At 66.4% G+C, this 21,618-nt stretch carries 18 protein-coding genes and 2 pseudogenes; 10 read left to right on the top strand and 10 right to left on the bottom strand.

What is annotated here, in order from left to right; all coding sequences use genetic code 11:
* Positions 1 to 32 precede the first annotated feature (32 nt).
* Both CA2_RS02985 and CA2_RS02980 read left to right on the top strand, forming a co-directional pair.
* Complete coding sequence (locus CA2_RS02985) at positions 33 to 1,115, top strand: TRAP transporter substrate-binding protein (RefSeq protein ID WP_042412474.1); 1,083 nt, start codon at positions 33 to 35, stop codon at positions 1,113 to 1,115.
* 173 nt (positions 1,116 to 1,288) lie between these two features.
* A complete protein-coding gene (locus CA2_RS02980) occupies positions 1,289 to 2,368 on the top strand; it encodes a TRAP transporter substrate-binding protein (protein ID WP_042412472.1) in 1,080 nt (359 codons plus the stop codon).
* Positions 2,369 to 2,603: 235 nt separating this feature from the next.
* Here CA2_RS02980 and CA2_RS02975 read toward each other — a convergent pair whose 3' ends face one another.
* The 3 genes from CA2_RS02975 to yjgA all read right to left on the bottom strand — a co-directional run bounded on the left by CA2_RS02975 (position 2,604) and on the right by yjgA (position 5,188).
* Positions 2,604 to 3,809, bottom strand: coding sequence for a multidrug effflux MFS transporter (locus CA2_RS02975; RefSeq protein ID WP_042412469.1), 1,206 nt, complete (start codon positions 3,807 to 3,809; stop codon positions 2,604 to 2,606).
* 96 nt (positions 3,810 to 3,905) lie between these two features.
* The gene (gene mog, locus CA2_RS02970; RefSeq protein WP_042412466.1) at positions 3,906 to 4,499 is read right to left on the bottom strand and encodes a molybdopterin adenylyltransferase; all 594 of its coding nucleotides are present in this window, start codon (positions 4,497 to 4,499) and stop codon (positions 3,906 to 3,908) included.
* Entirely contained in the window at positions 4,496 to 5,188 is a 693-nt protein-coding gene (yjgA, locus tag CA2_RS02965) for a ribosome biogenesis factor YjgA (RefSeq protein ID WP_042412464.1), read from the bottom strand. Before yjgA ends, mog begins: the two co-directional genes overlap by 4 nt.
* A 68-nt stretch (positions 5,189 to 5,256) precedes the next feature.
* Here yjgA and pmbA point away from each other — a divergent pair, with 68 nt between their 5' ends.
* The 3 genes from pmbA to CA2_RS02950 all read left to right on the top strand — a co-directional run bounded on the left by pmbA (position 5,257) and on the right by CA2_RS02950 (position 10,745).
* The gene (gene pmbA / locus CA2_RS02960; RefSeq protein WP_042412459.1) at positions 5,257 to 6,666 is read left to right on the top strand and encodes a metalloprotease PmbA; all 1,410 of its coding nucleotides are present in this window, start codon (positions 5,257 to 5,259) and stop codon (positions 6,664 to 6,666) included.
* 316 nt (positions 6,667 to 6,982) lie between these two features.
* Positions 6,983 to 7,870: an EamA family transporter gene (locus CA2_RS02955; protein ID WP_424949049.1), complete on the top strand. Its 888-nt coding sequence runs from the start codon at positions 6,983 to 6,985 to the stop codon at positions 7,868 to 7,870.
* Positions 7,871 to 8,126: 256 nt separating this feature from the next.
* Positions 8,127 to 10,745, top strand: coding sequence for a sensor domain-containing protein (locus CA2_RS02950; protein ID WP_042412454.1), 2,619 nt, complete (start codon positions 8,127 to 8,129; stop codon positions 10,743 to 10,745).
* A gap of 119 nt (positions 10,746 to 10,864) precedes the next feature.
* Here CA2_RS02950 and CA2_RS02945 read toward each other — a convergent pair.
* Positions 10,865 to 11,230 (bottom strand): annotated as a pseudogene (locus tag CA2_RS02945) (aldolase/citrate lyase family protein); the annotation flags it as partial.
* Here CA2_RS02945 and CA2_RS02940 point away from each other — a divergent pair.
* Positions 11,219 to 11,491: pseudogene (locus CA2_RS02940) on the top strand (LysR substrate-binding domain-containing protein); the annotation flags it as partial. The pseudogenes CA2_RS02945 and CA2_RS02940 sit on opposite strands and share 12 nt — an antisense overlap.
* Positions 11,492 to 11,569: 78 nt before the next feature.
* Positions 11,570 to 12,745 carry a GGDEF domain-containing protein gene (locus CA2_RS02935; RefSeq protein WP_245620865.1) on the top strand — a complete coding sequence of 392 codons (1,176 nt, stop codon included), beginning with the start codon at positions 11,570 to 11,572 and terminating at the stop codon, positions 12,743 to 12,745.
* A gap of 44 nt (positions 12,746 to 12,789) precedes the next feature.
* On the opposite strand, the gene CA2_RS02930 is transcribed toward CA2_RS02935, so the two are convergent.
* The 3 genes from CA2_RS02930 to CA2_RS02920 all read right to left on the bottom strand — a co-directional run bounded on the left by CA2_RS02930 (position 12,790) and on the right by CA2_RS02920 (position 16,215).
* Positions 12,790 to 13,821, bottom strand: coding sequence for a patatin-like phospholipase family protein (locus CA2_RS02930; protein ID WP_042412448.1), 1,032 nt, complete (start codon positions 13,819 to 13,821; stop codon positions 12,790 to 12,792).
* A gap of 191 nt (positions 13,822 to 14,012) precedes the next feature.
* A complete protein-coding gene (locus tag CA2_RS02925; RefSeq protein ID WP_042412446.1) occupies positions 14,013 to 15,101 on the bottom strand; it encodes a tartrate dehydrogenase in 1,089 nt (362 codons plus the stop codon).
* A 160-nt stretch (positions 15,102 to 15,261) separates the two neighbouring features.
* Complete coding sequence (locus CA2_RS02920) at positions 15,262 to 16,215, bottom strand: MBL fold metallo-hydrolase (protein ID WP_042412444.1); 954 nt, start codon at positions 16,213 to 16,215, stop codon at positions 15,262 to 15,264.
* 157 nt (positions 16,216 to 16,372) lie between these two features.
* On the opposite strand from CA2_RS02920, the gene CA2_RS02915 reads away from it, so the two are divergent.
* Positions 16,373 to 17,392: a Bug family tripartite tricarboxylate transporter substrate binding protein gene (locus CA2_RS02915; protein WP_439708926.1), complete on the top strand. Its 1,020-nt coding sequence runs from the start codon at positions 16,373 to 16,375 to the stop codon at positions 17,390 to 17,392.
* A 62-nt stretch (positions 17,393 to 17,454) separates the two neighbouring features.
* Positions 17,455 to 18,396 carry a LysR substrate-binding domain-containing protein gene (locus CA2_RS02910; protein WP_042412443.1) on the top strand — a complete coding sequence of 314 codons (942 nt, stop codon included), beginning with the start codon at positions 17,455 to 17,457 and terminating at the stop codon, positions 18,394 to 18,396.
* Positions 18,397 to 18,458: 62 nt separating this feature from the next.
* Here the strand turns inward: CA2_RS02910 and CA2_RS02905 are convergent, their stop codons facing one another.
* From CA2_RS02905 to CA2_RS02895, 3 genes are all read right to left on the bottom strand, one after another.
* Positions 18,459 to 18,905 carry a GatB/YqeY domain-containing protein gene (locus CA2_RS02905; protein ID WP_042412440.1) on the bottom strand — a complete coding sequence of 149 codons (447 nt, stop codon included), beginning with the start codon at positions 18,903 to 18,905 and terminating at the stop codon, positions 18,459 to 18,461.
* Positions 18,906 to 19,064: 159 nt separating this feature from the next.
* Positions 19,065 to 19,277 carry a 30S ribosomal protein S21 gene (gene rpsU, locus CA2_RS02900; RefSeq protein WP_003052999.1) on the bottom strand — a complete coding sequence of 71 codons (213 nt, stop codon included), beginning with the start codon at positions 19,275 to 19,277 and terminating at the stop codon, positions 19,065 to 19,067.
* Positions 19,278 to 19,468: 191 nt separating this feature from the next.
* The gene (locus CA2_RS02895) at positions 19,469 to 20,746 is read right to left on the bottom strand and encodes a BaiN/RdsA family NAD(P)/FAD-dependent oxidoreductase (RefSeq protein WP_042412432.1); all 1,278 of its coding nucleotides are present in this window, start codon (positions 20,744 to 20,746) and stop codon (positions 19,469 to 19,471) included.
* Positions 20,747 to 20,902: 156 nt separating this feature from the next.
* On the opposite strand from CA2_RS02895, the gene CA2_RS02890 reads away from it, so the two are divergent.
* Positions 20,903 to 21,397 carry an acyl-CoA thioesterase gene (locus tag CA2_RS02890; protein ID WP_043385831.1) on the top strand — a complete coding sequence of 165 codons (495 nt, stop codon included), beginning with the start codon at positions 20,903 to 20,905 and terminating at the stop codon, positions 21,395 to 21,397.
* Positions 21,398 to 21,618: the final 221 nt, after the last annotated feature.

Raw genomic sequence — 21,618 nt, 5'->3', positions numbered from 1 at the left:
GGCAGCTGTGTTTGCGTATCTAAGGAGAAAAAATGGACCGTCGTTCCCTCATCAAAAATGCTGGTATTGCTGGTGTCCTGGCTGCCGCTGCAGCACCAGCCGTGCATGCGCAACAAGCCGTGCGCTGGCGTCTGGCATCGAGCTTTCCCAAGTCGCTGGACACCATCTTCGGCAGTGCTGAAAAATTTGCCCAAACCGTCAAGGCCTTGTCCGGTGGCAAGTTCGAAGTGTCGTTGCACGCAGCTGGTGAGTTGATGCCCGCCTTTGGCGTGGTGGACGCGCTGGAAAACAGCACCATTGAAATGGCGCAGACCGCTCCTTACTACTTCACCGGCAAGAATTCGATCTTCGCGTTTGGCTGCGCCGTGCCTTTCGGCCTGACCGCCCGCCAGATGGATGCCTGGATGGAGCACGGCAACGGCCGCAAGCTGTTCGATGCCTTCTGCGCCAACTACAACATCAAGAGCTACAGCGCCGGCAACACCGGCACGCAGATGGGCGGCTGGTACCGCAAGGAAATGAAGTCCGTGGCCGACCTCAAGGGCCTGAAGATGCGCCTGGGCGGCGGCCTGTTCGGCGAAGCCATGGCCAAGCTGGGTGTGGTGTCGCAGAACATGCCGGCCGGCGATGTGTACCAGGCACTGGAAAAGGGTACGCTGGACGCCACCGAGTTCGTCGGCCCGCACGACGACCAGAAGCTGGGCTTCAACAAGGTCGCACCTTACTACTACTACCCCGGCTGGTGGGAAGGTGGCGCCGAGCTGGAGTTCTTCGTGAACGCCAAGGCCTATGCCGCGCTGTCGCCCGAGTTCAAGGAAATCGTCGATGTCGCCACCCGCGTGGCTGCGCGCGACATGACCGCCAAGTACGACGCGTTCAACCCGATCGCGATCAAGAAGCTGGTGGCCGACAAGACCCAGCTCAAGGCTTTCCCCAAGGACGTCATGGACGCCGGCTTCAAGGCCTCGATGGAAGTGTTTGCCGAGCACGAGGCCAAGTCGCCCGAGTTCAAGAAGATCCACCAGGACATGCGCGCCTTCCAGCGCGATCAGCTGTTGTGGGAGCGCTTCTCGGAGCTGCGCTACAACCAGTACATGACCTCGGTCAAGCTCTAAGCCTGTGATATCCGCTGCCAAGCTATGAATACCCTCATGCATTGGCAGCCTTCCCGGAACCGGCGGATATGCGCGCCCTGGCGCGACAGCACCGGTTTTTTTTCGCCTGTACATCGCCAAAGAAGCGATGCAGGAGGGAGAGGTTCGTTTTACAACCCCTAAGGAGACCCCGAATGGATCGTCGTTCCATGCTCAAAAATGCCGGTATCGCCGGTGTTCTGGCTGCCGCCGCAGCCCCAGCCGTGCACGCACAACCTGCACTGCGCTGGCGCATTGCCTCCAGTTTCCCCAAGTCGCTGGACACCATTTATGGTGCGGCCGATGTGTTTGCACAATCGGTCAAGGCGCAAACCGGCGGTAAGTTTGAAATCTCTGTCCACCAGGCTGGCGAGCTGATGCCCGCGTTCAACGTGGTGGATGGCGTGCAAAACGGTTCCGTGGAAGCGGCGCACACAGCGCCTTACTACTTCTTCGGCAAGAACGAAGTGTTTGCGATTGGCGGTGCGATTCCCTTCGGCATGAACTCGCGCCAGCTGACCTCGTGGATGGTCGATGGCAACGGCGGCAAGCTGATGCAGGAGTTCTACGCCAAGTACAATATCGTGCCTCTGCCATGCGGTAACACGGGCGCGCAGATGGGCGGCTGGTTCCGCAAGGAAGTCAAGTCCACCGAGGACATCAAGGGCCTGAAGTTCCGCGTGGGCGGCTTTGCCGGCAAGGTGATCGAGCGCATGGGCGGCGTGCCCCAGAACATTCCGGCCGGTGAAATCTACCAGTCGCTGGAAAAGGGCACCATCGATGCGGCCGAGTGGATCGGCCCCTACGACGACCTGAAGCTGGGCCTGAACAAGGTGGCTCCTTTCTACTACTACCCCGGCTGGTGGGAAGGTTCGCTGAACCTGTCGCTGTACATCAACGACAAGGCCTTCAACAGCCTGAGCAACGAGTACAAGGCCATCGTGCGCGCGGCCGCCATGGAGGCGCACGTGACCTGCCAGGCGCGTTACGACTCGCGCAACCCCGGCGCGCTCAAGCAGCTGGTGGCGGCCAAGGCCAAGGTGCTGCCTTTCCCACAGCAGGTGCTGGAAGCCTCGTTCAAGAGCGCCATGGACCTGTACGCCGACCTGGACAACAGCAACCCCGACTGGAAGAAGATCTACGCCGACTACCGCAACTTCCAGCGCGACCAGGTGCTGTGGTTCCGTTTTGCAGAAGGCCGTTTCGACAACTTCATGTCGACGCAAAAGCTGTAATCCCTGGCGCTTGCCGCCCGCAAAAAAGCCACCGCTTGCGGTGGCTTTTTTTATCATGACTCAAAAAGGTGAGCGTGCAGTGCAGGTGCCGTATGCGTTGCAGGGCTTGATGCCTTGTAATCACCAGCATGATGACGGGGTCTGCATCGTCTTCTCTGGGATGGCCAGCACTGCACAGCGTGGAATTTTTGGCAAAAATGGCCTGAGGCGCTTATCTAAAAAGCACTTGAAGCTATCATTTTTGATTTGATGCAGCCGTTGCAGGGTGTGACCTCAAAGACCACCACCACACCAGCGTGCCCAGCGCCACGGTGATGGCCTGGCCTGCAGCCAGCGCCAGCCCGCTGTGAAACAACTGTGGCACCACGGCCCCGGCCATGATGGCGAACACGCTCATCTGCGTGAAGCCCTGCAGCGACGAGGCCAGGCCGCGCATGTTGGGGAATAGGGCCATCACCTGCAGCGACAGGATGGGCATCAGCAGCGCCAGCCCCAGGGTGTAGCAGGCGATGGGCAGCACCGCCCAGGGCACGACCGGCATGTCGGTCAGCAGGTGGTAGAGCACATTGCTGGCACAGCCCAGCAGCAGGGCGCCGTAGCCGATGCGCTGCTGTACCCGGGGTGCGATCTGCTTGGCCAGCACGCCGGAGATGGCCGAGCCCAGCATGGAGCCACCGATCAGTGGGATGAACAGCCAGCCGAAGGAGGTTTCCTCCAGCTTGAGGATGCCCATCACGAACTCGGCGGCCGCGCTGATGTAGATGGCATTGGCCCCAGCCATCAGGGCCAGGCCGGCCACCATGCGGCGAAACTGGCGGTGCCGCAGGGCGGTGAGGTAGTTGCCGGCGATCACCCGCAGGTGCAGCGGCACGCGCTTGTCGGCGGGCAGGGTCTCGGGCAGCACGCGCCAGCACAGCAGTGTCAGCAGCAGGCCAAAACCGGTCAGAAAGAAGAAGGCTGCGCGCCAGCCGCCGTGGGCTTGCAGCCAGCCGCCGAACACCGGCGCAATCGCCGGCGCCAGGCCAAAGCAGAACATCACCATGCTCATCATGCGCTGCGCGTCGGCGCCGTGAAAGCGGTCCTGCACGATGGCACGCGCAATCACCATGCCGGCCCCTGCCATAGCCCCCTGGGCGCAGCGCACGGCGATCAGGGCCTCGATGCTCTGCACCAGGGCCGCCACGGTGGAGGTGATGGCAAACCCCAGGCTGGCGAAGACCAGCACGCGGCGGCGGCCGAAGGTGTCGCTGAGCGTTCCGTAGAACAGCATGGTGATGGCCATGGCCAGTACGTACACGCTCAGGGTCTGCTGCACGGCCGCGGGGCTGACGGCAAACTCCTGTGCGATGGCGTGGAAGGAGGGCAGGTAGGTGTCGATGCCCAGGGCACCCATCATGGTGCACAGTGCGAGAACAAAGGTCAGAGAGAGGTTACGTGGCATGCAGAGCGGTTGGCGGTGGCCCCGCGATTGACGGGGCCCCAAGAAAAAAGGCACATGCGCCGCATGTGCCTGGGTGGTCAGGTGCTGGGTCGCAGTTTACGACGGGCGCACGCGCTGGGCGCTTTTGGGGCGGAAGGCTTTGCACACAGCGTCCTGGGTTTCCAGGTAGGGCCCGCCGATCAGGTCGATGCAGTAGGGCACGGCGGCAAAGATGCCGGGCACCAGCTGCTGGCCGCTGCTGTCCTTGAGGCCTTCCAGCGTTTCGGCAATCGCCTTGGGCTGGCCGGGCAGGTTGATGATCAGGCTGCGGCCGCGGACCACCGCCACCTGGCGCGACAGGATGGCCGTGGGCACGAACTTCAGGCTGATCTGGCGCATCTGCTCGCCAAAGCCGGGCATTTCCTTGTCGGCAATTGCCAGCGTGGCCTCGGGCGTCACATCGCGCAGGGCCGGGCCCGTGCCGCCGGTGGTCAGCACCAGGCTGCAACCGGCATCCACCAGCTCCACCAGTGTCTGGCTGATGGTGGCCTGGTCGTCGGGGATCAGGCGCGCATCGAAGGTGATCGGGTTGTGCAGTGCGCGTGCCAGCCAGTCCTGCAGCGCGGGCAGGCCCTGGTCGGCGTACACGCCGCTGCTGGCACGGTCGCTGATCGAGACGATGCCGATCTTCACTGCGTCGTGCAGGCTCATGTCTCGTCCTCGTCGTCCAGCAAGTCGTCGTCCACGGCGGGCTCTGCGGTGCCGGCCGTGCCGTTGATGTGCGCCAGCAGCAGCTGGAACAGTTCGCGGTAGGCCTTGCCCTTCTTGGCCGGCGGCAGGATGTGGCCCTTGGCCTCGGCCTCCTTGGCCTTGGCGATGGCGGTGGCATCGTCCTTGCGCACCTGGCGCATCAGCGTGCGCAGCTGCTGCACATCGGTGGCGGGGAACTGGTCCAGCCAGACGCCCAGGTGGTCGTCGCTGACGATCAGGCGGTCGCGCCACTGCTCGGCCACCAGGATGTGGGTCTGCTCGCGGCTGACGCCGGTGCGTTGCTCTTCCAGCGCGGCCTTGGCGGCTTCGACCTGGGACTCGTCCAGCTTGCGCATCAGCTTGCCGATGAACTGCATCTGGCGGCGCTTGGCTTCAAAGTTGGTCAGGCGCTTGTGTTCGGCCAGGGCATCCACCAGTTTTTCCGGCAGTTGCAGGCGCTCCAGCAGCTTGGGGCGCAGGCCCAGCAGGGCTTCGCCCAGGTCTTGCAGGGCGTCGCTTTCTTTCTTCAGGTCGGTACGGGTCGCGTCCCATGTGCCTTTGAGTTCGGCCTTCAGTTCCAGGTCGCGGTCGCTGCCTTCGGCAACGAAAACGCCTTTGACGTAATAGCCTTTTTTGGGTTTGCGTGACATGTTGTGTCTGGGGGAATGAGGGTGGCAGCGCAGGGTGCGCCGCAGTGCTGGGTATCATATCCGCCGCTATGAATAAACCTCGCTCCCGCGCCACAAGCACCACCGCCGCACAGGCCGATTCCGGCTTCAGCTACAGCCGTTCGTTTTTTGAGGGTCTGGTGGACCAGGCCCTGGCCCATGCCAAGAAGCTGGGCGCCACCGACGCCGGGGCCGATGCCTCGGAAGGCTGTGGCCTGAGCGTGAGCGTGCGCAAGGGCGAGCTGGAGACCGTGGAGCGCAACCGCGACAAGTCGCTGGGCGTGACGGTCTACATCGGCCAGCGCCGCGGCAATGCCAGCACCTCGGACTTTTCGGAGGCCGCCATCCAGCAGACGGTGCAGGCGGCGTATGACATCGCCCGCTTCACGGCGGAGGACCCCACGGCCGGCCTGCCCGACGCGGACGACATCGCCCCGCGTGCCACGCACCGTGAGCTGGACCTGTTCCACCCCTGGGACGTGAGCAGCGAAGAGGCCGCGCGCATTGCGGTGGAGTGTGAGGCCGCCGCCATGGCCACGCACAAGCGCATCACCAACAGCGAGGGGGCCAGCGTCTCGGCCCAGCAAAGCCATTTCTTCAGCGCCCACACCCGGGGTTTTGCCGGCGGCTACGCCAGCTCGCGCCACAGCGTGTCGGTGGCGCCGATCGCCTCGCTGCCCGGCCGCCATGGCGAGATGCAGCGCGACTTCTGGTACAGCTCCATGCGCAATGCGCAGGACCTGGCCTCACCCGAGGCGATTGGCCGCTACGCTGCGCAACGCGCCCTGAGCCGCCTGGGCAGCCGCAAGATTCCCACCACCGAATGCGCGGTGCTGTTCGAGTCGCCCCTGGCCGCGGGCCTGCTGGGCGGTTTTGTGCAGGCGGTCAGCGGTGGCTCGCTCTACCGCAAGAGTTCCTTCCTGCTGAACTCCCTGGGCAAGCAGATCTTCCCCAAGCACATCCAGATCGAGGAAGACCCCTTCATCCTCGGCGGCAAGGGCAGCTCGCCCTTCGACGACGAAGGCGTCAAGGTGCAGCAGCGCATGGTGGTGGAAGACGGCCGCGTGCAGGGCTACTTCCTGTCGAGCTATTCGGCGCGCAAGCTGGGCATGAAGACCACGGGCAATGCCGGTGGCTCGCACAACCTGACGCTGACATCCACGCGCACCAAGCCGGGCGACGATCTGGACGCCATGCTGAAGAAGCTGGGCACCGGCCTGCTGGTGGTCGAGCTGATGGGCCAGGGCGTGAACTATGTGACCGGCGACTACTCGCGCGGTGCCTCGGGCTTCTGGGTGGAGAACGGCGAGATCGCCTTTCCCGTGCAGGAGATCACCATCGCCGGCAACCTCAAGGACATGTACAAGGGCATCCAGGCCGTGGGGGCCGATGCCTACAACTACGGCGCCAAGACCGTGGGCTCCATCCTCATCAACCGCATGAAGGTGGCCGGCAGCTGATTCGGCAGGCCTGCCTCTCACCCAGCAGCCTGCGGGCTGCTTTTTTCATGCCGGCCGTGGGCTGGCACACCCTCCAAGCCTGTGCTAAAAAAGGAGCTGTTGGCGCTGACCCAGCAAGCGCTGGAGGCTGTTTTGATCAAAATTTCTGCCCGACCCGGACAGCCCCGCTGCGGGGTGGGCGCTGGACGGGCGCCACCTGGGTGACTGCGGCTGCGGCCGGGCAGGGCCTGGCCGGGTGATACTCACGCCTTGGTTTTTGCGTGCGTGCACAGGTGTCCTCTCTATGTCTTTGGCTTCCCCCCTCCCTTCTGCCGGCATGAGCCAGCGTGACTGGCTCAGCGCCCTGGTCGTCATCGTCGTCTGGGGGCTGAACTTCGTCGTCATGAAGTGGGGCCTGGCCACGCTGTCGCCCCTGCTGCTGTGCGCGCTGCGCTTTGTGGCGGCGTCCTTGCCGTTTGTTTGGTTCGTGCGGCGCCCGCAGGCGCTGCCGTGGTGGCTGCTGGCCGCCTATGGGCTGGTGCAGGGGGTGGGCCAGTTCGGTCTGCTGTTCACCGGCATGAAGCTGGGCATGCCGGCGGGCATGGCCTCGGTGGTGCTGCAGGTGCAGGCCTTCATCACCATGCTGCTGGCGGCCGCTTTCATGGGCGAAAAACCGCAGCGCTGGCAGTGGTGGGGCCTGGTGTGCGCGATCGCCGGGCTGGCGCTGATCGGTGCCGCCCACGGCGACAGCCCTGCCGAGATGACGCTGGCCGGTTTTCTGATCACCGTCGGGGCCGCCGCCATGTGGGCCAGCTCCAACCTGCTGACGCGCAAGGCCGCGCAATACGGGGCCTACACCCCGGTGGGCTTCATCGTCTGGACCAGCCTGTTCCCCATCGTGCCGCTGCTGGCACTGTCGGTGGGGGTGGATGGGGTGGACGCCGTGGCGCTGCAGCTGCAGGGCATCGGTTGGCGCGAGCTGGGCGTCATCGCTTATCTGGCGCTGCTGTCCACCTTGTTGGGCTATGGGCTGTGGACGCAGTTGCTGCAGCGCTATGCGGCCAGCACCGTGGCCCCGCTGTCCTTGCTGGTGCCAGTCATCGGCCTGCTGTCAGCTTTGCTGCTGCTGGGCGAGCGTCCCACCATGTGGCAATGGGTGGGCACGCTGGGGGTGCTGGTCGGCATGGTGGTCAACCAGTTTGGCGGCCGCTGGCTGCGGCGCTGACCCCCGGCGCGCGCTGTCGTTGTCACCCTTGCAGCCCGGCGGCCCGCATGCCCCGGGCTTTTTTTGTCCCCATCAGGCACGTTGTGGGCCGCTGCCCGAGCGGCAAATCCGACTGTTTCATACTGTTGCTCACAAGTGGTTCATCCTTATTATGGAATCCTCAACCGGGGAGGCCGCTTCGGGCACCTGCACGCAGGGGCGTGGTGACAGGGCTCGCAACAAAGACAAAAAAACCAACAAACTCAAGGAATTGGCGATGCGAGAAGAATCGAACGACGGGCTGCCCGAAGCAGTGCAGCGCACCCAGTTCCAGGCCCTGGACCGGGTCATGGCGATGGCCAGCTTCGACCTGGACGGGGTGCTGCGCCATGCCAATCGCAATTACCTGCAGCTGCTGGGCCTGCCGCAGGACCAGGCCCTGGGTCGCAGCCACCAGAGCTTTTGCACGGCCGCCCAGGTGCACAGCGGCGCCCATGCCGCGCTATGGAGCCAGCTGCGCGCTGGCCAGGCCCATTCGGGCGTGGTGGAGCGGGTGCGCAGCGATGGCAGCAGTTGCTGGCTGGAGGCCACCTACACCCCTGTGCGCGATGCCCAGGGCCAGCTCACGCAGATCCTGAAGGTGGCCACCGACGTCACCCAGCGCCACCTGCAGGAACAGGCCCACCAGCAGCACCTGGAGCGCCTGTCGCTGGTGGCCGATGCCAGCGATGCGGCGGTCATCATCAGCGACAGCCAGTCGCGCATCGTCTATGTGAATGGTGGCTTCAGCCGCATGTTCGGCTGGACCCAGGAGGAGGTGCTGGACCAGGCCCCGATCGCCTTGCTGGCCCCGCAGATGCAGGAAACCTTCACCGAACAGTACCGCTCTGAGCTGCGCGGCGGCAAGCCGGTGTGGAGCGAGGAGATCGTGGTGGGCAAGCACGGCCAGCGCTACTGGGCCAAGGTCACCAGCAACCCCGTCATCAACGACCAGGGCGTCTGGAGCTGCACGGTGTCCGTGCTGACGGACATCACACGCTCCAAGATGCACGAGGCCCTGCAGCACCGTGTGCTCGAGGCCATGGCGCGCGAGCAGCCGCTGTCCGAAGTGCTGGACATGGTGTGCCTGGAGGTCGAGCGCATCGCGCCGGAGGTCACGGCCTCCATCCTGGAAGTCGATGCGCAAGGCCTGCTGCACCCCCTGGCCAGCCCCAGCCTGCCAAGTTCATATTCCGCGCTGCTGGATGGCGTCGCAATCGGGCCCGAGGTCGGCTCCTGCGGTACGGCGGCGTGGCGCAATGCCCCGGTGCTGGTGACCGACATCGCGACCGATCCGCTGTGGAGGGATTACAAGCACCTGATCCTGCCGCTGGGCTACCAGGCCTGCTGGTCCACGCCGATTTGCGGCACCGCGGGCAAGCCCATCGGCACGTTCGCGTTTTACTACCGCGATGTGACGGCGGGCGTGGCCTCGGCCTACCACCAGCAACTGGTCGATGCCTGCACCCATTTGTGCGCCCTGGCCCTGGAGCGCGAGCACACCCGGGCGCGCATTCGCCAACTGGCGTTCTACGACGGCCTGACCGGCCTGCCCAACCGCAGCCTGCTGCAGGCCAATGCCGACCAGGCCATGGCCGCCGCGGCGCGCAACGACGAGCAACTGGCCGTGCTGTTCATCGACCTGGACCGCTTCAAGCAGGTCAACGACTCCATGGGTCACCCGGCCGGCGATGAGCTGCTGCGCGTGGTGGCGGCGCGCCTGCAGAAAGTGCTGGGCCCTGGCGATATCGCCGGCCGCCTGTCCGGCGATGAGTTTGTGGCGGTGCTGCCGCAGTGCGATGCCGAGCGTGTCACGAACACCATCGAGCGCCTGCAGGAGCAACTGGCCGAGCCCCTGGTGCTGGCCGACAATGCGCTGGCCATCTCCGCCAGCATCGGGATTGCCATGTTCCCTGCCGATGGCCGCGACATGGAGACCCTGCTGCACCGTGCTGACATGGCCATGTACCAGGCCAAGAGCAGTGGCCGCGGGCGCTTCAGCTTCTTCAGCAGCGAGATGAACCGCCTGGCGCAGGAACGCCTGGCGCTGGAAAACGCCTTGCGCAAGGCGCTGCAGGGCGGTGAGCTGCGCCTGCACTACCAGCCGCAGGTGGACCTGGCGAGCGGCCAGCTGTATGGGGTCGAGGCGCTGGCGCGCTGGACGCACCCGCAGCTGGGGGAAATCTCCCCGGCGCGCTTCATCCCGCTGGCCGAGGAGTGCGGCCTGATTGCCGATCTGGGCCGCTGGGCCGTGGGCGAGGCCTGCCGCCAGCTGGCCGCGTGGCGCACCCAAGGGCTGGCGGTGCCGGCTGTGTCGGTCAACCTGTCGCCGTCCAGCTTCCACAACCTGGACCTGCCGCGCATGATTGCCGACACCCTGGACCGCCACGCGCTGGCACCCAAGGACCTGACGCTGGAGCTGACCGAAAGCATCCTGCTGGACACCAACCCCAGCACCATGAAGACCATCGAAGAGGTCCATGCCCATGGCGTGCGCCTGTCCATGGACGACTTCGGTACGGGCTACTCCAGCCTGAGCTACCTGCGCCGCTTGCCGGTCAGCGAACTCAAGCTGGACCGCAGCTTCGTGGCCGACCTGGAGCACGACGAGGCCGCACGCGCACTGAGCAGCGCCATCCTGGGCATCGGCCAGAGCCTGCGCCTCACCGTGGTCGCCGAAGGCGTGGAAACCCCGGTGCAGAACATCATGCTGCGCGAGCAGGGCTACCCCGTGGCCCAGGGCTTTCTGTTCGCCCGGCCGCTGGCCCCGCAGGATCTGGAGCGCTGGCTGGTGGCCCGCATGGCCCCCGCGCAAGCCAGCGCCGACCAGCCGGTGCACGGCGAGGAATCGGCATAAAAATAGCTGTTGGCGCAGGTGTGGACTGCGCCAACAGCTATGAAATTCGGGGCATTCCCGGTGGGTTCTATTCACCTGCAGGGTGCCGCCCAGCCGTCCAGCCGTCCAGACGCCCGGTCTCAGTAGGCCGCGCCGGGCGTGGCCGGGGCCACCACCGTGGTGCCGGCAAACTGGGTGCGCAGCTTGCGCGCGGCGTTCACGAACATCAGCATGTCCACGCCCACGGCCACAAAGCTGCAGCCAAGTTGAAGGTAACGCTGGGCCAGCACCGGGTCCGAAGTCAGCGTGCCCGCGGCCTTGCCGCTGGCGATGATGGTTTGCATCGCGCCTTCGATGGCGGCCTGCACCGCGGGGTGGCCCGGGTTGCCGCGGTGGCCCATGGAAGCCGCCAGATCGGCCGGGCCGATGAACACGCCGTGCACACCGTCCACGGCGCAGATGGCTTCAAGGTTGGCCAGGGCTGTGGTGGTCTCGGCCTGCAGCCACCGGCCGACATCGTCGAGACCGCATCCTTTCTGTCGCAGCTGACCTTTGTGCACCAGCGGGGCGCCGTGGCCTTCATGGCGCGCAGCGTGGCCCGCCACCATGCGGCCCTGGGCACGCTGGCCGTGCTGGACCTTGCTGTGCTGATCGAGTTGCCCTCCGTCGGCCTGATCACGCTGCGCGGCCAGCCGCTGACCCCCACCACCGGGCTGCTGCTGGAGTGCCTGCGCGCGGTGGCCGCGACGCTGCGCGCCGGCGATTGAGCGCCTGGCGGCGCCGGCCGGCCGGGCATCTGCGCCACAATGGCTGCGGTGCACAATGCGCACCCACACGCGTTTTCCATGACACCCAGCCTCCCACCTCCGAAGAAAAACGAGGGCCCTCTCCTGTGGGGGCTCGAATCGGCCTCGCCCCTGGTCAGTGAGGCAGCGCATTTCGAGCGCTGGCGCCGTCGCACCTGGCAGTTGCACCTGTCGGTGGGGCTGAGCCACCTGTATGCGCTGGCGCTGTTCCTGGGCCATGCCTGGGCCGGTTATGCACCGCTGAGCGCCGTGCTGTGGTACGGCCTGTGGATTGCCGTGGGCATGGCCTTCATCACCTGGGCCTATGCCAGCGGCTGGAGCCAGAAGCGGCGCGATCCTGGCTTGTTCCTGGAGCACCAGCTGATGTCGATTTCCGGGGTGCTAGGGCTGCTGGTGGTGGCCCCGCAGGTGGCGTTCCAGGCCCTGGTCATGCTGCTGGTGTTCAGTGCCGACGGTTTTCTGGCACGGCGGCGCACGAGCTTCTGGCTGACCTGGGGCCTGACCCTGGCCCTGGTGGCCGTGGTCATCTGCTGGCGCGGGCCACAGATGCGCATGGTCACCGATACCCTGGCCGGCCAGCTGCTGACGGCCGCCGTGATGCTGGGCGCAGTGGTGCGCTGCAGCATGCTGGTGACCTATTTCCGCGGCATGCAGTACCGACTGAGCGCCAGCAACCAGAAGCTGGCGGCGGCCCTGGCCCACATCGAACAACTGGCGCGCTACGACGAGCTGACCGGCGTGGCCAACCGCCGTGGCGTGCTGGAGCGGCTGCACCTGGCGCTGGAGGGCGTGCAGCGCCACGGCACGCCATTGAGCATTGCCCTGCTCGATATCGACCACTTCAAGAGCATCAACGACCAGTACGGGCATGGCTGTGGCGATGCGGTGCTGCGCGCCTTCGGCAGCCTGCTGTCGACCGAGATGCGTGCCATCGACGTGGCCGGGCGCTACGGTGGCGAGGAGTTCCTGCTGGTGCTGCCGGAGACCGACATTCCCCAGGCCCTGGTGCTGCTGGAACGCCTGCGCCAGCGCACGCAGGACATGCCCTGGGACCGCCTGGTGGACCAGCCTGTGACCGTGACCTGCACCGTGGGGGCCACCCAGTACCAGCCCGGCGAGCCGGTCGAGGCCGCCATCGCCCGCGCCGATGCCGCCATGTACAGCGGCAAGGCCCTGGGGCGCAACCGCGTGATCATCGACGGCATGGGCGGCTGAGCCCGGTGGCCAGCACTGGCGCGCGCTACCGGTTCAGCGCCGGGTCAGGGGGCTGCGCAGGCGGCGTCCAGTCCCGCCATGCCGGCCAGCTTTTGCAGGCGTGAGCGCTGGTCCAGGCAGGCCTGGCGCTGGGCTGCCGCAGCCTGCTGCTGCGCGGTGTGTGCGGCCTGGTCGCGCTCGGCCTGCAGCTGGGCGATGCGCTGGCGGATCTGCGGCATCGCCGCCAGGGCGGCCTTCTCGCCTTCCAGGATGGCGCTGGCCCGCTGGCTGAAGTCGGCCGCGCCGATGTCCAGCACCTGGGGGCGGATGACCACGTCGGCGCGCTCCAGCTCGGCCTGGCCCAGCTTCTGGCCCATGATGGCGATGGACTGGTTCAGGGTGCCCAGCATGTCGCCCGGCGTCTTGCCGCGGGCCTTGCTGGAGATGTCCACGGCGATCACCACATCGGCGCCCAGCTGGCGTGCGGCATCGACCGGCACGGGGCTGACGACGCCGCCGTCCACATAGTGGTGCTTGCCGATGCGCACGGGCTGGAACACGCCCGGCACGCTGCTGGATGCGCGCACGGCCTGGCCGGTGTTGCCGCGGGCGAACACGGTGCGCGCGCCGTCCTCCAGCCGCGTGGCCACGGCCACGAAGGGCTTGGACAGCTGCTCCAGCGGTTTGCGCTGCACCTGCTGGTTCACATAGTCCGCCAGCTTCTGGCCCTGCACCAGGCCGCCGGACGACAGCTGCAGGTCGCGGATCTTGGCCTCGTCCAGGGACACGGCCTTTTCCTGCAGCTCAAAAGCATTCATGCCGCTGGCATACAGCGCACCCACCACGCTGCCGGCGCTGGTGCCGGAGACTACGGCCGGGGCGAAGCCATTGGCCTCCAGCATCTTGATCACGCCGATGTGGGCAAAGCCCTTGGCGGCGCCGCCGCCCAGCGCGATGCCGATCTTGAGCGGTGCCGAGGGCGGGGCGGAGGTGGTGGTGGCGGGGGTGTCCGCAGTGCGGGGAGGAAGGCTGCCGCAGGCCGTGAGGGCGGTGAGGCCCAGAATGACACAGGGGCGCAACAGGGCGGTCAGGCGCATGCCGGAAAGTGGGGTGGTTGTTGAAGCGCAAAGTGTATCGACCCACGCAGCACACGGGGGCGGTATGGCCTTCGGGGCTCACCTTGTGGCGATGAATTTACATAAAAAAGCACTCCAGCGCAGATGCAGTAAGTGTGGAGTGCTTTGGTTTCAGGAGCATTCGCTGGCCCGGGCTGGGGCCAGCGGCGGTCTCACGCCTGGGCGATGGCGGCGGCGATGGCCTGGCCCACCACGGTGGTGCTGGCCGTGCCGCCCAGGTCGGGCGTGCGTGGACCGGTCTTGATGGTGCTCTCGATGGCGGCCACGATGTGGTCGTGGGCCTGGCGCCAGGCGCCTTCGCTGCGGCCCAGGAAGTCCAGCATCAGCGCGCCGGACCAGACCATGGCGATGGGGTTGGCGATGTTCTTGCCATAGATGTCGGGCGCCGAGCCGTGCACGGGCTCGAACAGCGAGGGGAAGGTGCGGTCGGGGTTGAGGTTGGCCGACGGTGCCAGGCCGATGGTGCCGGTGGTGGCCGGGCCCAGGTCGGACAGGATGTCGCCGAACAGGTTGGTGGCGGCGACCACGTCGAAGCGGCCCGGCTGCAGCACGAAGCGCGCGGTCAGGATGTCGATGTGCTGCTTGTCCAGCGTGACTTCGGGGTAGTCCTTGGCTACATCGTCGGCGCGCTGGTCCCACCAGGGCATGCTGATGGCGATGCCGTTGCTCTTGGTGGCCAGGGTCACGTGCTTCTTGGCGCGGCTCTGGGCCAGATCGAAGGCGTACTTGAGCAGGCGGTCGGCGCCTTTGCGCGAGTACACCGACTCCTGGATGCAGATCTCGCGGTCCGTGCCCTCGAACATGATGCCGCCCAGGGCCGTGTACTCGCCCTCGGTGTTCTCGCGCACCACGTAGTAGTCGATGTCACCGGGCTTGCGGCCGGCCAGGGGGCAGGGCACGCCTTCGAACAGGCGCACCGGGCGCAGGTTGATGTACTGGTCGAATTCGCGGCGGAACTTGAGCAGCGAGCCCCACAGCGAGATGTGGTCGGGCACGGTGGCGGGCCAGCCCACGGCGCCGAAAAAGATGGCGTCCATGCCGGACAGCTGGGCCTTCCAGTCGTCAGGCATCATCTGGCCGTGTTCGGCGTAGTAGTCGCAGTGGGCCCAGTCGAAGTGGTGGAACTCCAGCGGCAGGTTGAAGCGCTGGGCGGCCGCTTCCAGGGCGCGCAGGCCCTCGGGCATGACTTCCTTGCCGATGCCGTCGCCGGCGATGACTGCGATCTTGCGGGGTGTGGACATCTCAAATCCTTCTGAAATTCTGTCAACGGGATGCGGCATTGTTGAGTCAGACTGCGCACCATGCAATCCGCAAAATGTGCGTTGATTGTTTACGTAGTGTGCGCAATTGCGGCATCAAAAAGCCCCGGCCATGGCCGGGGCTGCCGCGGGGGATGGCCGCTCAGGCGCGCGGCACCCAGTCGTAGCCCGGGCCTGCAGCGCGCAGGCGTCCCAGGGCCGGCATGGGGAAGTGGTAGCCGCCCACCCAACCCCCTTCCTGGGCCAGGCGGCCCAGCAGGGCGTGGCGCGTGGCCCGCGCTTGCTCGGGGTTCATGTCGAACTGCACCTGCCAGTCGGGGTGCTTCACGAACAGGGCCGGGTAGTGCGCCACGTCACCGATGAAGGTGAAGCGTTCGCCACCCGATTGCACGGCGATGGCCGTGTGGCCCGGGGAGTGCCCGAACGCGGCCACCGTCTCCAGGCCGGGAGCAATCGCGCTGCCGGGCGCAAACAGCTTTAGCTGTGCGGCGGGGTAGCCGTCGAAGACGCGGCGCACCGCCCGGAAGCCGCCGCGTGCGGCTTCCGGGGTGGCGTTCATGCGGGCGTCGTCCAGCCAGTGCGCGGCCTCGGGCTGGGGCACATAGACCGTGGCCTGGGGGTAGACCAGGCTGCCATCCTTGCGCCGCAGTCCGTTGATGTGGTCGCCATGCAGGTGGCTGATGACCACCACATCGATGCTGGCCGGGTCTATGCCGGCCGCCTGCAGGTGGCGGTGCAGCTGTCCGGTGCCCGGCGCACCGTTGTCGCCAAAGCCGGTGTCCAGCAAATAGCGCTTGCCATGCAGGTCGACCACGAAACAGGTGTAGGGCACGTCGATGTGCGTGGTCGGCAGTCCGGCGGCCGTCAGGGCGGCCTGCACCTCGGACAGCGGGGCGTTCTTGACGAAGCCGGCATCCAGGGGGCGGCGGGTGACGCCATCGCTCACGGCCGTCACCCGGGCCTGTCCGATGGTCTGGTGCTGGTAGCCCAGCGCGGCGGTGTTGGTCGCGGCAGGGCGGCTGGCGCAGGCGGACAGCCAGCTGGCAGCGGCCAGGCTGGTGGTGCTCAGAATCCAACGGCGGCGATTGACGTGCATGAAACCTCCTGGGGTTGTAGCAATGAAGGGGTGATGGCGCCACCCTGCTTGCAGGGCGCAGCCTTGGCGACAGCGGGTGCGGGCAAATCCCAAAGCACAAATGCCTGGCCAGGCCGGACATTCGGCTTCCAGGTCCCTGCGCTTTCAAGGAGTTCCGATGGACAAGCACCGATCACCGTCACCCGCAGTTTCTACACTGAAGCGCTGCCGGACAGGGGCAATAGCCCTGCTGGCCGGCATGCTCGCCTGCGGCACCGCCGCCTGGGCCCAGGCGCCGGGCGCCTATCCCAGCAAGAGCATCCGCATGGTGATTCCTTTCACGCCGGGCGGCTCGGCCGACATCCTGGGTCGCGCCATGGGGCATGAGCTGACCAAGGCCTGGGGCCAGTCCGTGGTGCAGGAGAACGTGGCCGGTGCGGGCGGCAGCATTGGCGCCGACCGCGTGGCCAAGGCGGCCGGCGATGGCTACACCCTGCTCATGGGGCATGTGGGCACCCTGGCCATCACGCCCTCGCTGTACCCCAAGCTGCCCTACGACCCCGTGCGCAGCTTCACCCCGATCGCCTGGGTGGCACGCGTGCCCAATGTGCTGGTGGTCCACCCCGCGCTGCCGGTGACCGACCTGCCATCCTTCATCGCCTACGCCAAGGCCCACCCGGACCAGATCAACTACAGCTCCGGCGGCAATGGCAGCGCGGCGCACATGACCATGTCCTACCTGGCGCAGCAGACCGGGGTGCGCATGCAGCATGTGCCCTACAAGGGCACCGCCCCGGCGGTCAACGACCTGGTCGCCGGCCAGGTGCAGGCGCTGTTCACCGGCATTCCCGCAGTGCTGGCGCAGCTCAAGGCTGGGCAGGTCAAGGCCCTGGCCGTGTCTTCACCGCAGCGCGTGGCCATCCTGCCGCAGGTGCCCACGGTGGCCGAGGCGGCCGTGCCGGGTTTCGAGGCCGACCAGTGGTATGGCATCGTCGGCCCGGCGGGCATGCCCAAGGCCGTGGTGGAGCAACTGAATGCGCAGATCAATGCCTCGTTGCAAAGCCCGGCCATTCTGGAGCGCCTGCAAAGCGAGGGTGCACAGCCCATGCCCAGCAGCTCCCAGGTGTTCGGCGAGCTGATCGCCAAGGACCTGGAGCGCTGGAGCAAGGTGATCCAGGACAGCGGCATGAGCCTGTAGGCGCGCCGCGCCCTGCCTACAATCGGCCGTTTTGTGGAACGGAGACGCCCATCGTGCACACCATGCCCGCGCCGGAAGACCTGCGTGTCTTCATCACCGTGGTGCGCAAATCCAGCTTCGTGGCGGCGGCCACGGCGCTGGAGGCTTCGCCCGCCTATGTGAGCAAGCGCATTCGCCTGCTGGAGGCCACCTTGGGGGTCAAGCTGCTGCACCGCAGCACGCGCCGCGTGGTGGTGACCGAGGAGGGCGAACGCATCTTCCTGTGGGCGCAGCGCATCCTGGACGACATGGAGCACCTGCTGCAGGAAGCCCAGATCACGCGCCGCGAGCCGCGGGGCCTGCTGCGGGTCAGCAGCAGCTTTGGCTTTGGCCGCAACGTGGTGGCACCGGCGTTGTCTCAGCTGGCCCTGCGCTACCCCGGGCTGCAGTTGCGGCTGGAGGTGTTCGACCGCCTGGTGGATGTGGCGGCCGAGGGGCTGGACCTGGATGTGCGCGTTGGCGATGAGATCGCGCCGCACCTGATTGCGCGCCACCTGGCGGACAACTGCCGCGTGCTGTGCGCCGCGCCCGCCTACCTGCAGCGCCGCGGCGTGCCGCGCAGCGTGGACGAGCTGGCCGCCCACGACTGCCTGGTGATCAAGGAGCGCGACCACCCGTTTGGCGTGTGGAAGCTGCGCAGCGGCGCCCAGGAGCGCAGCGTGAAGGTGACTGGGCCGCTGTCCACCAACCATGGCGAAATGGCCGTGCAATGGGCGCTGGACGGCCACGGCGTGGTGTTGCGCTCGCTGTGGGATGTGGCGGCCGAGCTGGCCGCCGGGCGCCTGGTGCAGGTGCTGCCCGACTGGCAGCAAAGCGCCAACATCTGGGCCGTGTACCCGACGCGGCTGGAGCGCTCCGCCAAGGTGCGCGTGTGCGTGGAGTTTCTGCAGGCCTTCTTTGCCCGCACGCAGCCAGCCGGGATCAAGCAGGCCATGCAGCAGGTCGTGCAAGCCCCCCAAAAATAAAGGGTGTGAGCGCACAGTGGCGCCCACACCCTGGAGCAGTCCGCGCCCAGCGCGGTCCGCCATTACTTGCTCAGCGCGGTCTTCACGGCGGCGGACACCAGGCCCATGTCGGCCTTGCCGGCCAGCTGGGCCTTGACGGCGCCCATCACCTTGCCCATGTCGCCCGGGCCGCTGGCACCCAGCTCGGCCACGATGGCCTGCACGGCGGCGGTGATCTCGGCCTCGCCCATGCGCTCGGGCAGGTAGACCTTGAGCACTTCCAGCTCGGCCTTTTCCACATCGGCCAGGTCGGCGCGGTTGGCGGCTTCGAAGGCTGCAATGCTGTCCTTGCGCTGCTTGATCAGCTTGTCGACGATGGCGATGACGGCGGCGTCATCGAGCTCGATGCGTTCGTCCACTTCCTTTTGCTTCATCGCAGCCTGCAGTAGGCGGATGGTGCCCAGGCGCGCACTGTCCTTGGCGCGCATGGCGGTCTTCATGTCTTCGGTAATCTGGGCTTTCAAGCTCATACATCTCTCCTGGGTAGGGCGCCGTGGCCGCTGCTGCGAGGGCCGGGCACCGAGAGGTCACTGCGCCGTGCGGGCAGTGGCCAGAAAACAAAAAACCCGCGCCTGGCGTCCCGAGCGCGGGTTTGCGGCGTTTGACGGCCGACTGATCCTAATCGACGATTAGTACAGCTTCTTGGGCAGTTGCATGCTGCGAACGCGCTTGTAGTGGCGCTTCACGGCAGCAGCCTTCTTGCGCTTGCGCTCGGCTGTGGGCTTTTCGTAGAACTCGCGAGCGCGCAGGTCGGTCAGCAGACCCAGCTTTTCGATGGTGCGCTTGAAGCGGCGCAGGGCAACTTCATAGGGTTCGTTTTCTTTGACGCGGATGGTAGTCATTCAGTTTCCAGATATATCTGTGCTGTCAGCGGGTTCTCGGGAAGATCGGGCCTGAGAGCCATAAGCAGCGGTTGTTCCCCGTCTCTATTAACTAGTATGGCCGACGGGGATATGCCAGCAAAGTCGAGCATTATAACGACTTTTGGAAATGTATCTGCAGTGGCCGCTTCGCCCACTGGCGGACTGGGGCTTCAGGCCTGCGCGGCCTGCTGCTGCGCCATGGCCTGGGCGCAGGCAAAGGCACTGGCCCAGGCCCACTGGAAGTTGTAGCCGCCGAGCCAGCCGGTGATGTCCACCACCTCGCCGATGGCGTACAAGCCGGGCTGGGTCTTGCATTCCATGGTCTGCTGCGACAGCGCCTGGGTGGCGATGCCGCCCAGGGTGACTTCGGCCTTCTTGTAGCCTTCCGAGCCCGTGGGCGTGATCTCCCAGCGGCTCAGTTGCTCGGCCAGCTTGCCCAGGGCCTTGTCGCTGGCCTCGTTGATGGGGCGCTGCAGCTCGGGCTGCTGACTGACCCAGGCTTCGGCCAGGCGCGCGGGCAGCAAGGCCGCCAGTTCGTTGACCACCAGCTTGCGCGAGCGGGCCTTGGCCTGTTGCAGCAGCGCGGCCAGGTCGGTGCCGGGCAGCAGGTTGATCTGCAGGGGCGTGCCGGCTTTCCAGTAGCTGGAGATCTGCAGCACCGCCGGGCCGGACAGGCCGCGGTGGGTGAACAGCAGGTCTTCGTGGAAGCTCATGCGTTCCTTCTTGCGGCCGGTGCTGATTTCCACCGGCAGGGCCAGACCTGCGAGCTGGGCGTAGGGCTGCCAGGCCGCGCCGTCAAAGGTCAGCGGCACCAGGCCGGGGTGGCGTTCCACCAGCGGCAGCTGGAATTGCTGGGCGATGCGGTAGCCGAAGTCCGTCGCACCGATCTTGGGGATGGACAGGCCGCCCGTGGCCAGCACCAGGCGCGGCGCGCGCACCACGCCCCGGTCAGTGGAAATTTCATAGCTGCCGGCGCTTGCTGCATCTGCGCTGGAAGGCAAAAAGCTGATTTTTTTGACGGCGCAGGGCTGCCAGTGCTCGACCTGGCCGGTGGCGCACTCGGCCAGCAGCATGCGGATGATGTCCTCCGCGCTGGTGCTGGCAAACAGCTGGCCCTTGTGCTTTTCCTCGTAGGCAATGCCGTGCCGCTCCAGCAGCGCCATGAAGTCGGCCGGGGTGTAGCGCGACAGGGCCGAGCGGCAGAACTGTGGGTTCTGGCCCACGTAGTGCTTGTGCGGCGCGCGCACGTCCAGGTCGCGGTTGGTGAAGTTGCAGCGCCCGCCGCCGGAGATGCGGATCTTCTCGGCCACCTTCTCGGCGTGGTCGATCAGCAGCACCTTCAGGCCCGCCTGCCCTGCTTGCGCGGCGCAGAACAGCCCGGCCGCGCCGGCGCCCAGGATGATGGCGTCGAAGGCGGTGGTGGCGGGCAGGGCAGGGGCAGCAGTCATGGGGCGGCAAGTACGTGAATGGGGGCCAAAAAGCAACGCCCATCACACAGACGGGCGGCCCCGGCAGTGTAGCCAAGCGGCCAAGCCCCGCAGGGGCTGCGGGTTGCCCGGCGGCTGTCGTGCCACTGCCACCATCCGTTCCTACAATCCACCGCCATGAACTTGCCTGCACACCAACTCAGCATGACGGTGCTGATGACCCCTGACATGGCCAATTTTTCCGGCAATGTGCACGGGGGCGCAATCTTGAAGAAGCTGGACGAAGTGGCCTACGCCTGCGCCAGCCGCTATGCCGGTCGCTACTGCGTGACGCTGAGCGTGGACCAGGTGATGTTTTTGCAGCCCATCCATGTGGGCGAGCTGGTGACCTTCCTGGCCAGCGTGAACTACACCGGCCATTCTTCCATGGAAATCGGCATCAAGGTGATTGCCGAGGACATCCGCACCCAGGTGGTGCGCCATGTGAACAGCTGCTTTTTCACCATGGTGGCGGTGGACGATGCGCGCAAGCCCGTGCCGGTGCCTGCGCTGCAGACCGAGACCGAGGAACAGCAGCGCCGCTGGCAGGCGGCCTTGATCCGCAAGGACATGCGCAAGGAAGTGGCCCAGCGCTTTGCCGAAACCCGCCAGGCCTCTTCGACCGTGGTGTGATTCCCGGCGCGCTGCGCCCGATGCACAAGTAAAAAGCCGTGCCTGTGGGCACGGCTTTTTGCATGGGGGCTGGGGGTGTGCCGCTGGCGCAGGGGCCAAGCATCAGCCGGGGCCGATGCTGGCCAGGACCACGCGACCCCAGCGGTTGGTGGCGCAGCTGAGCTGTGTTTAGAAGCTTTCCCAGTCGTCGGTGTTGTCGCCGGATGGCGCTGCGGGCGGGG

This window comes from Comamonas aquatica NBRC 14918, assembly GCF_000739875.1.
In the GTDB taxonomy this organism is placed as follows: domain Bacteria; phylum Pseudomonadota; class Gammaproteobacteria; order Burkholderiales; family Burkholderiaceae_C; genus Comamonas; species Comamonas aquatica.
This window is presented reverse-complemented; position numbering and strand designations above follow the sequence as displayed.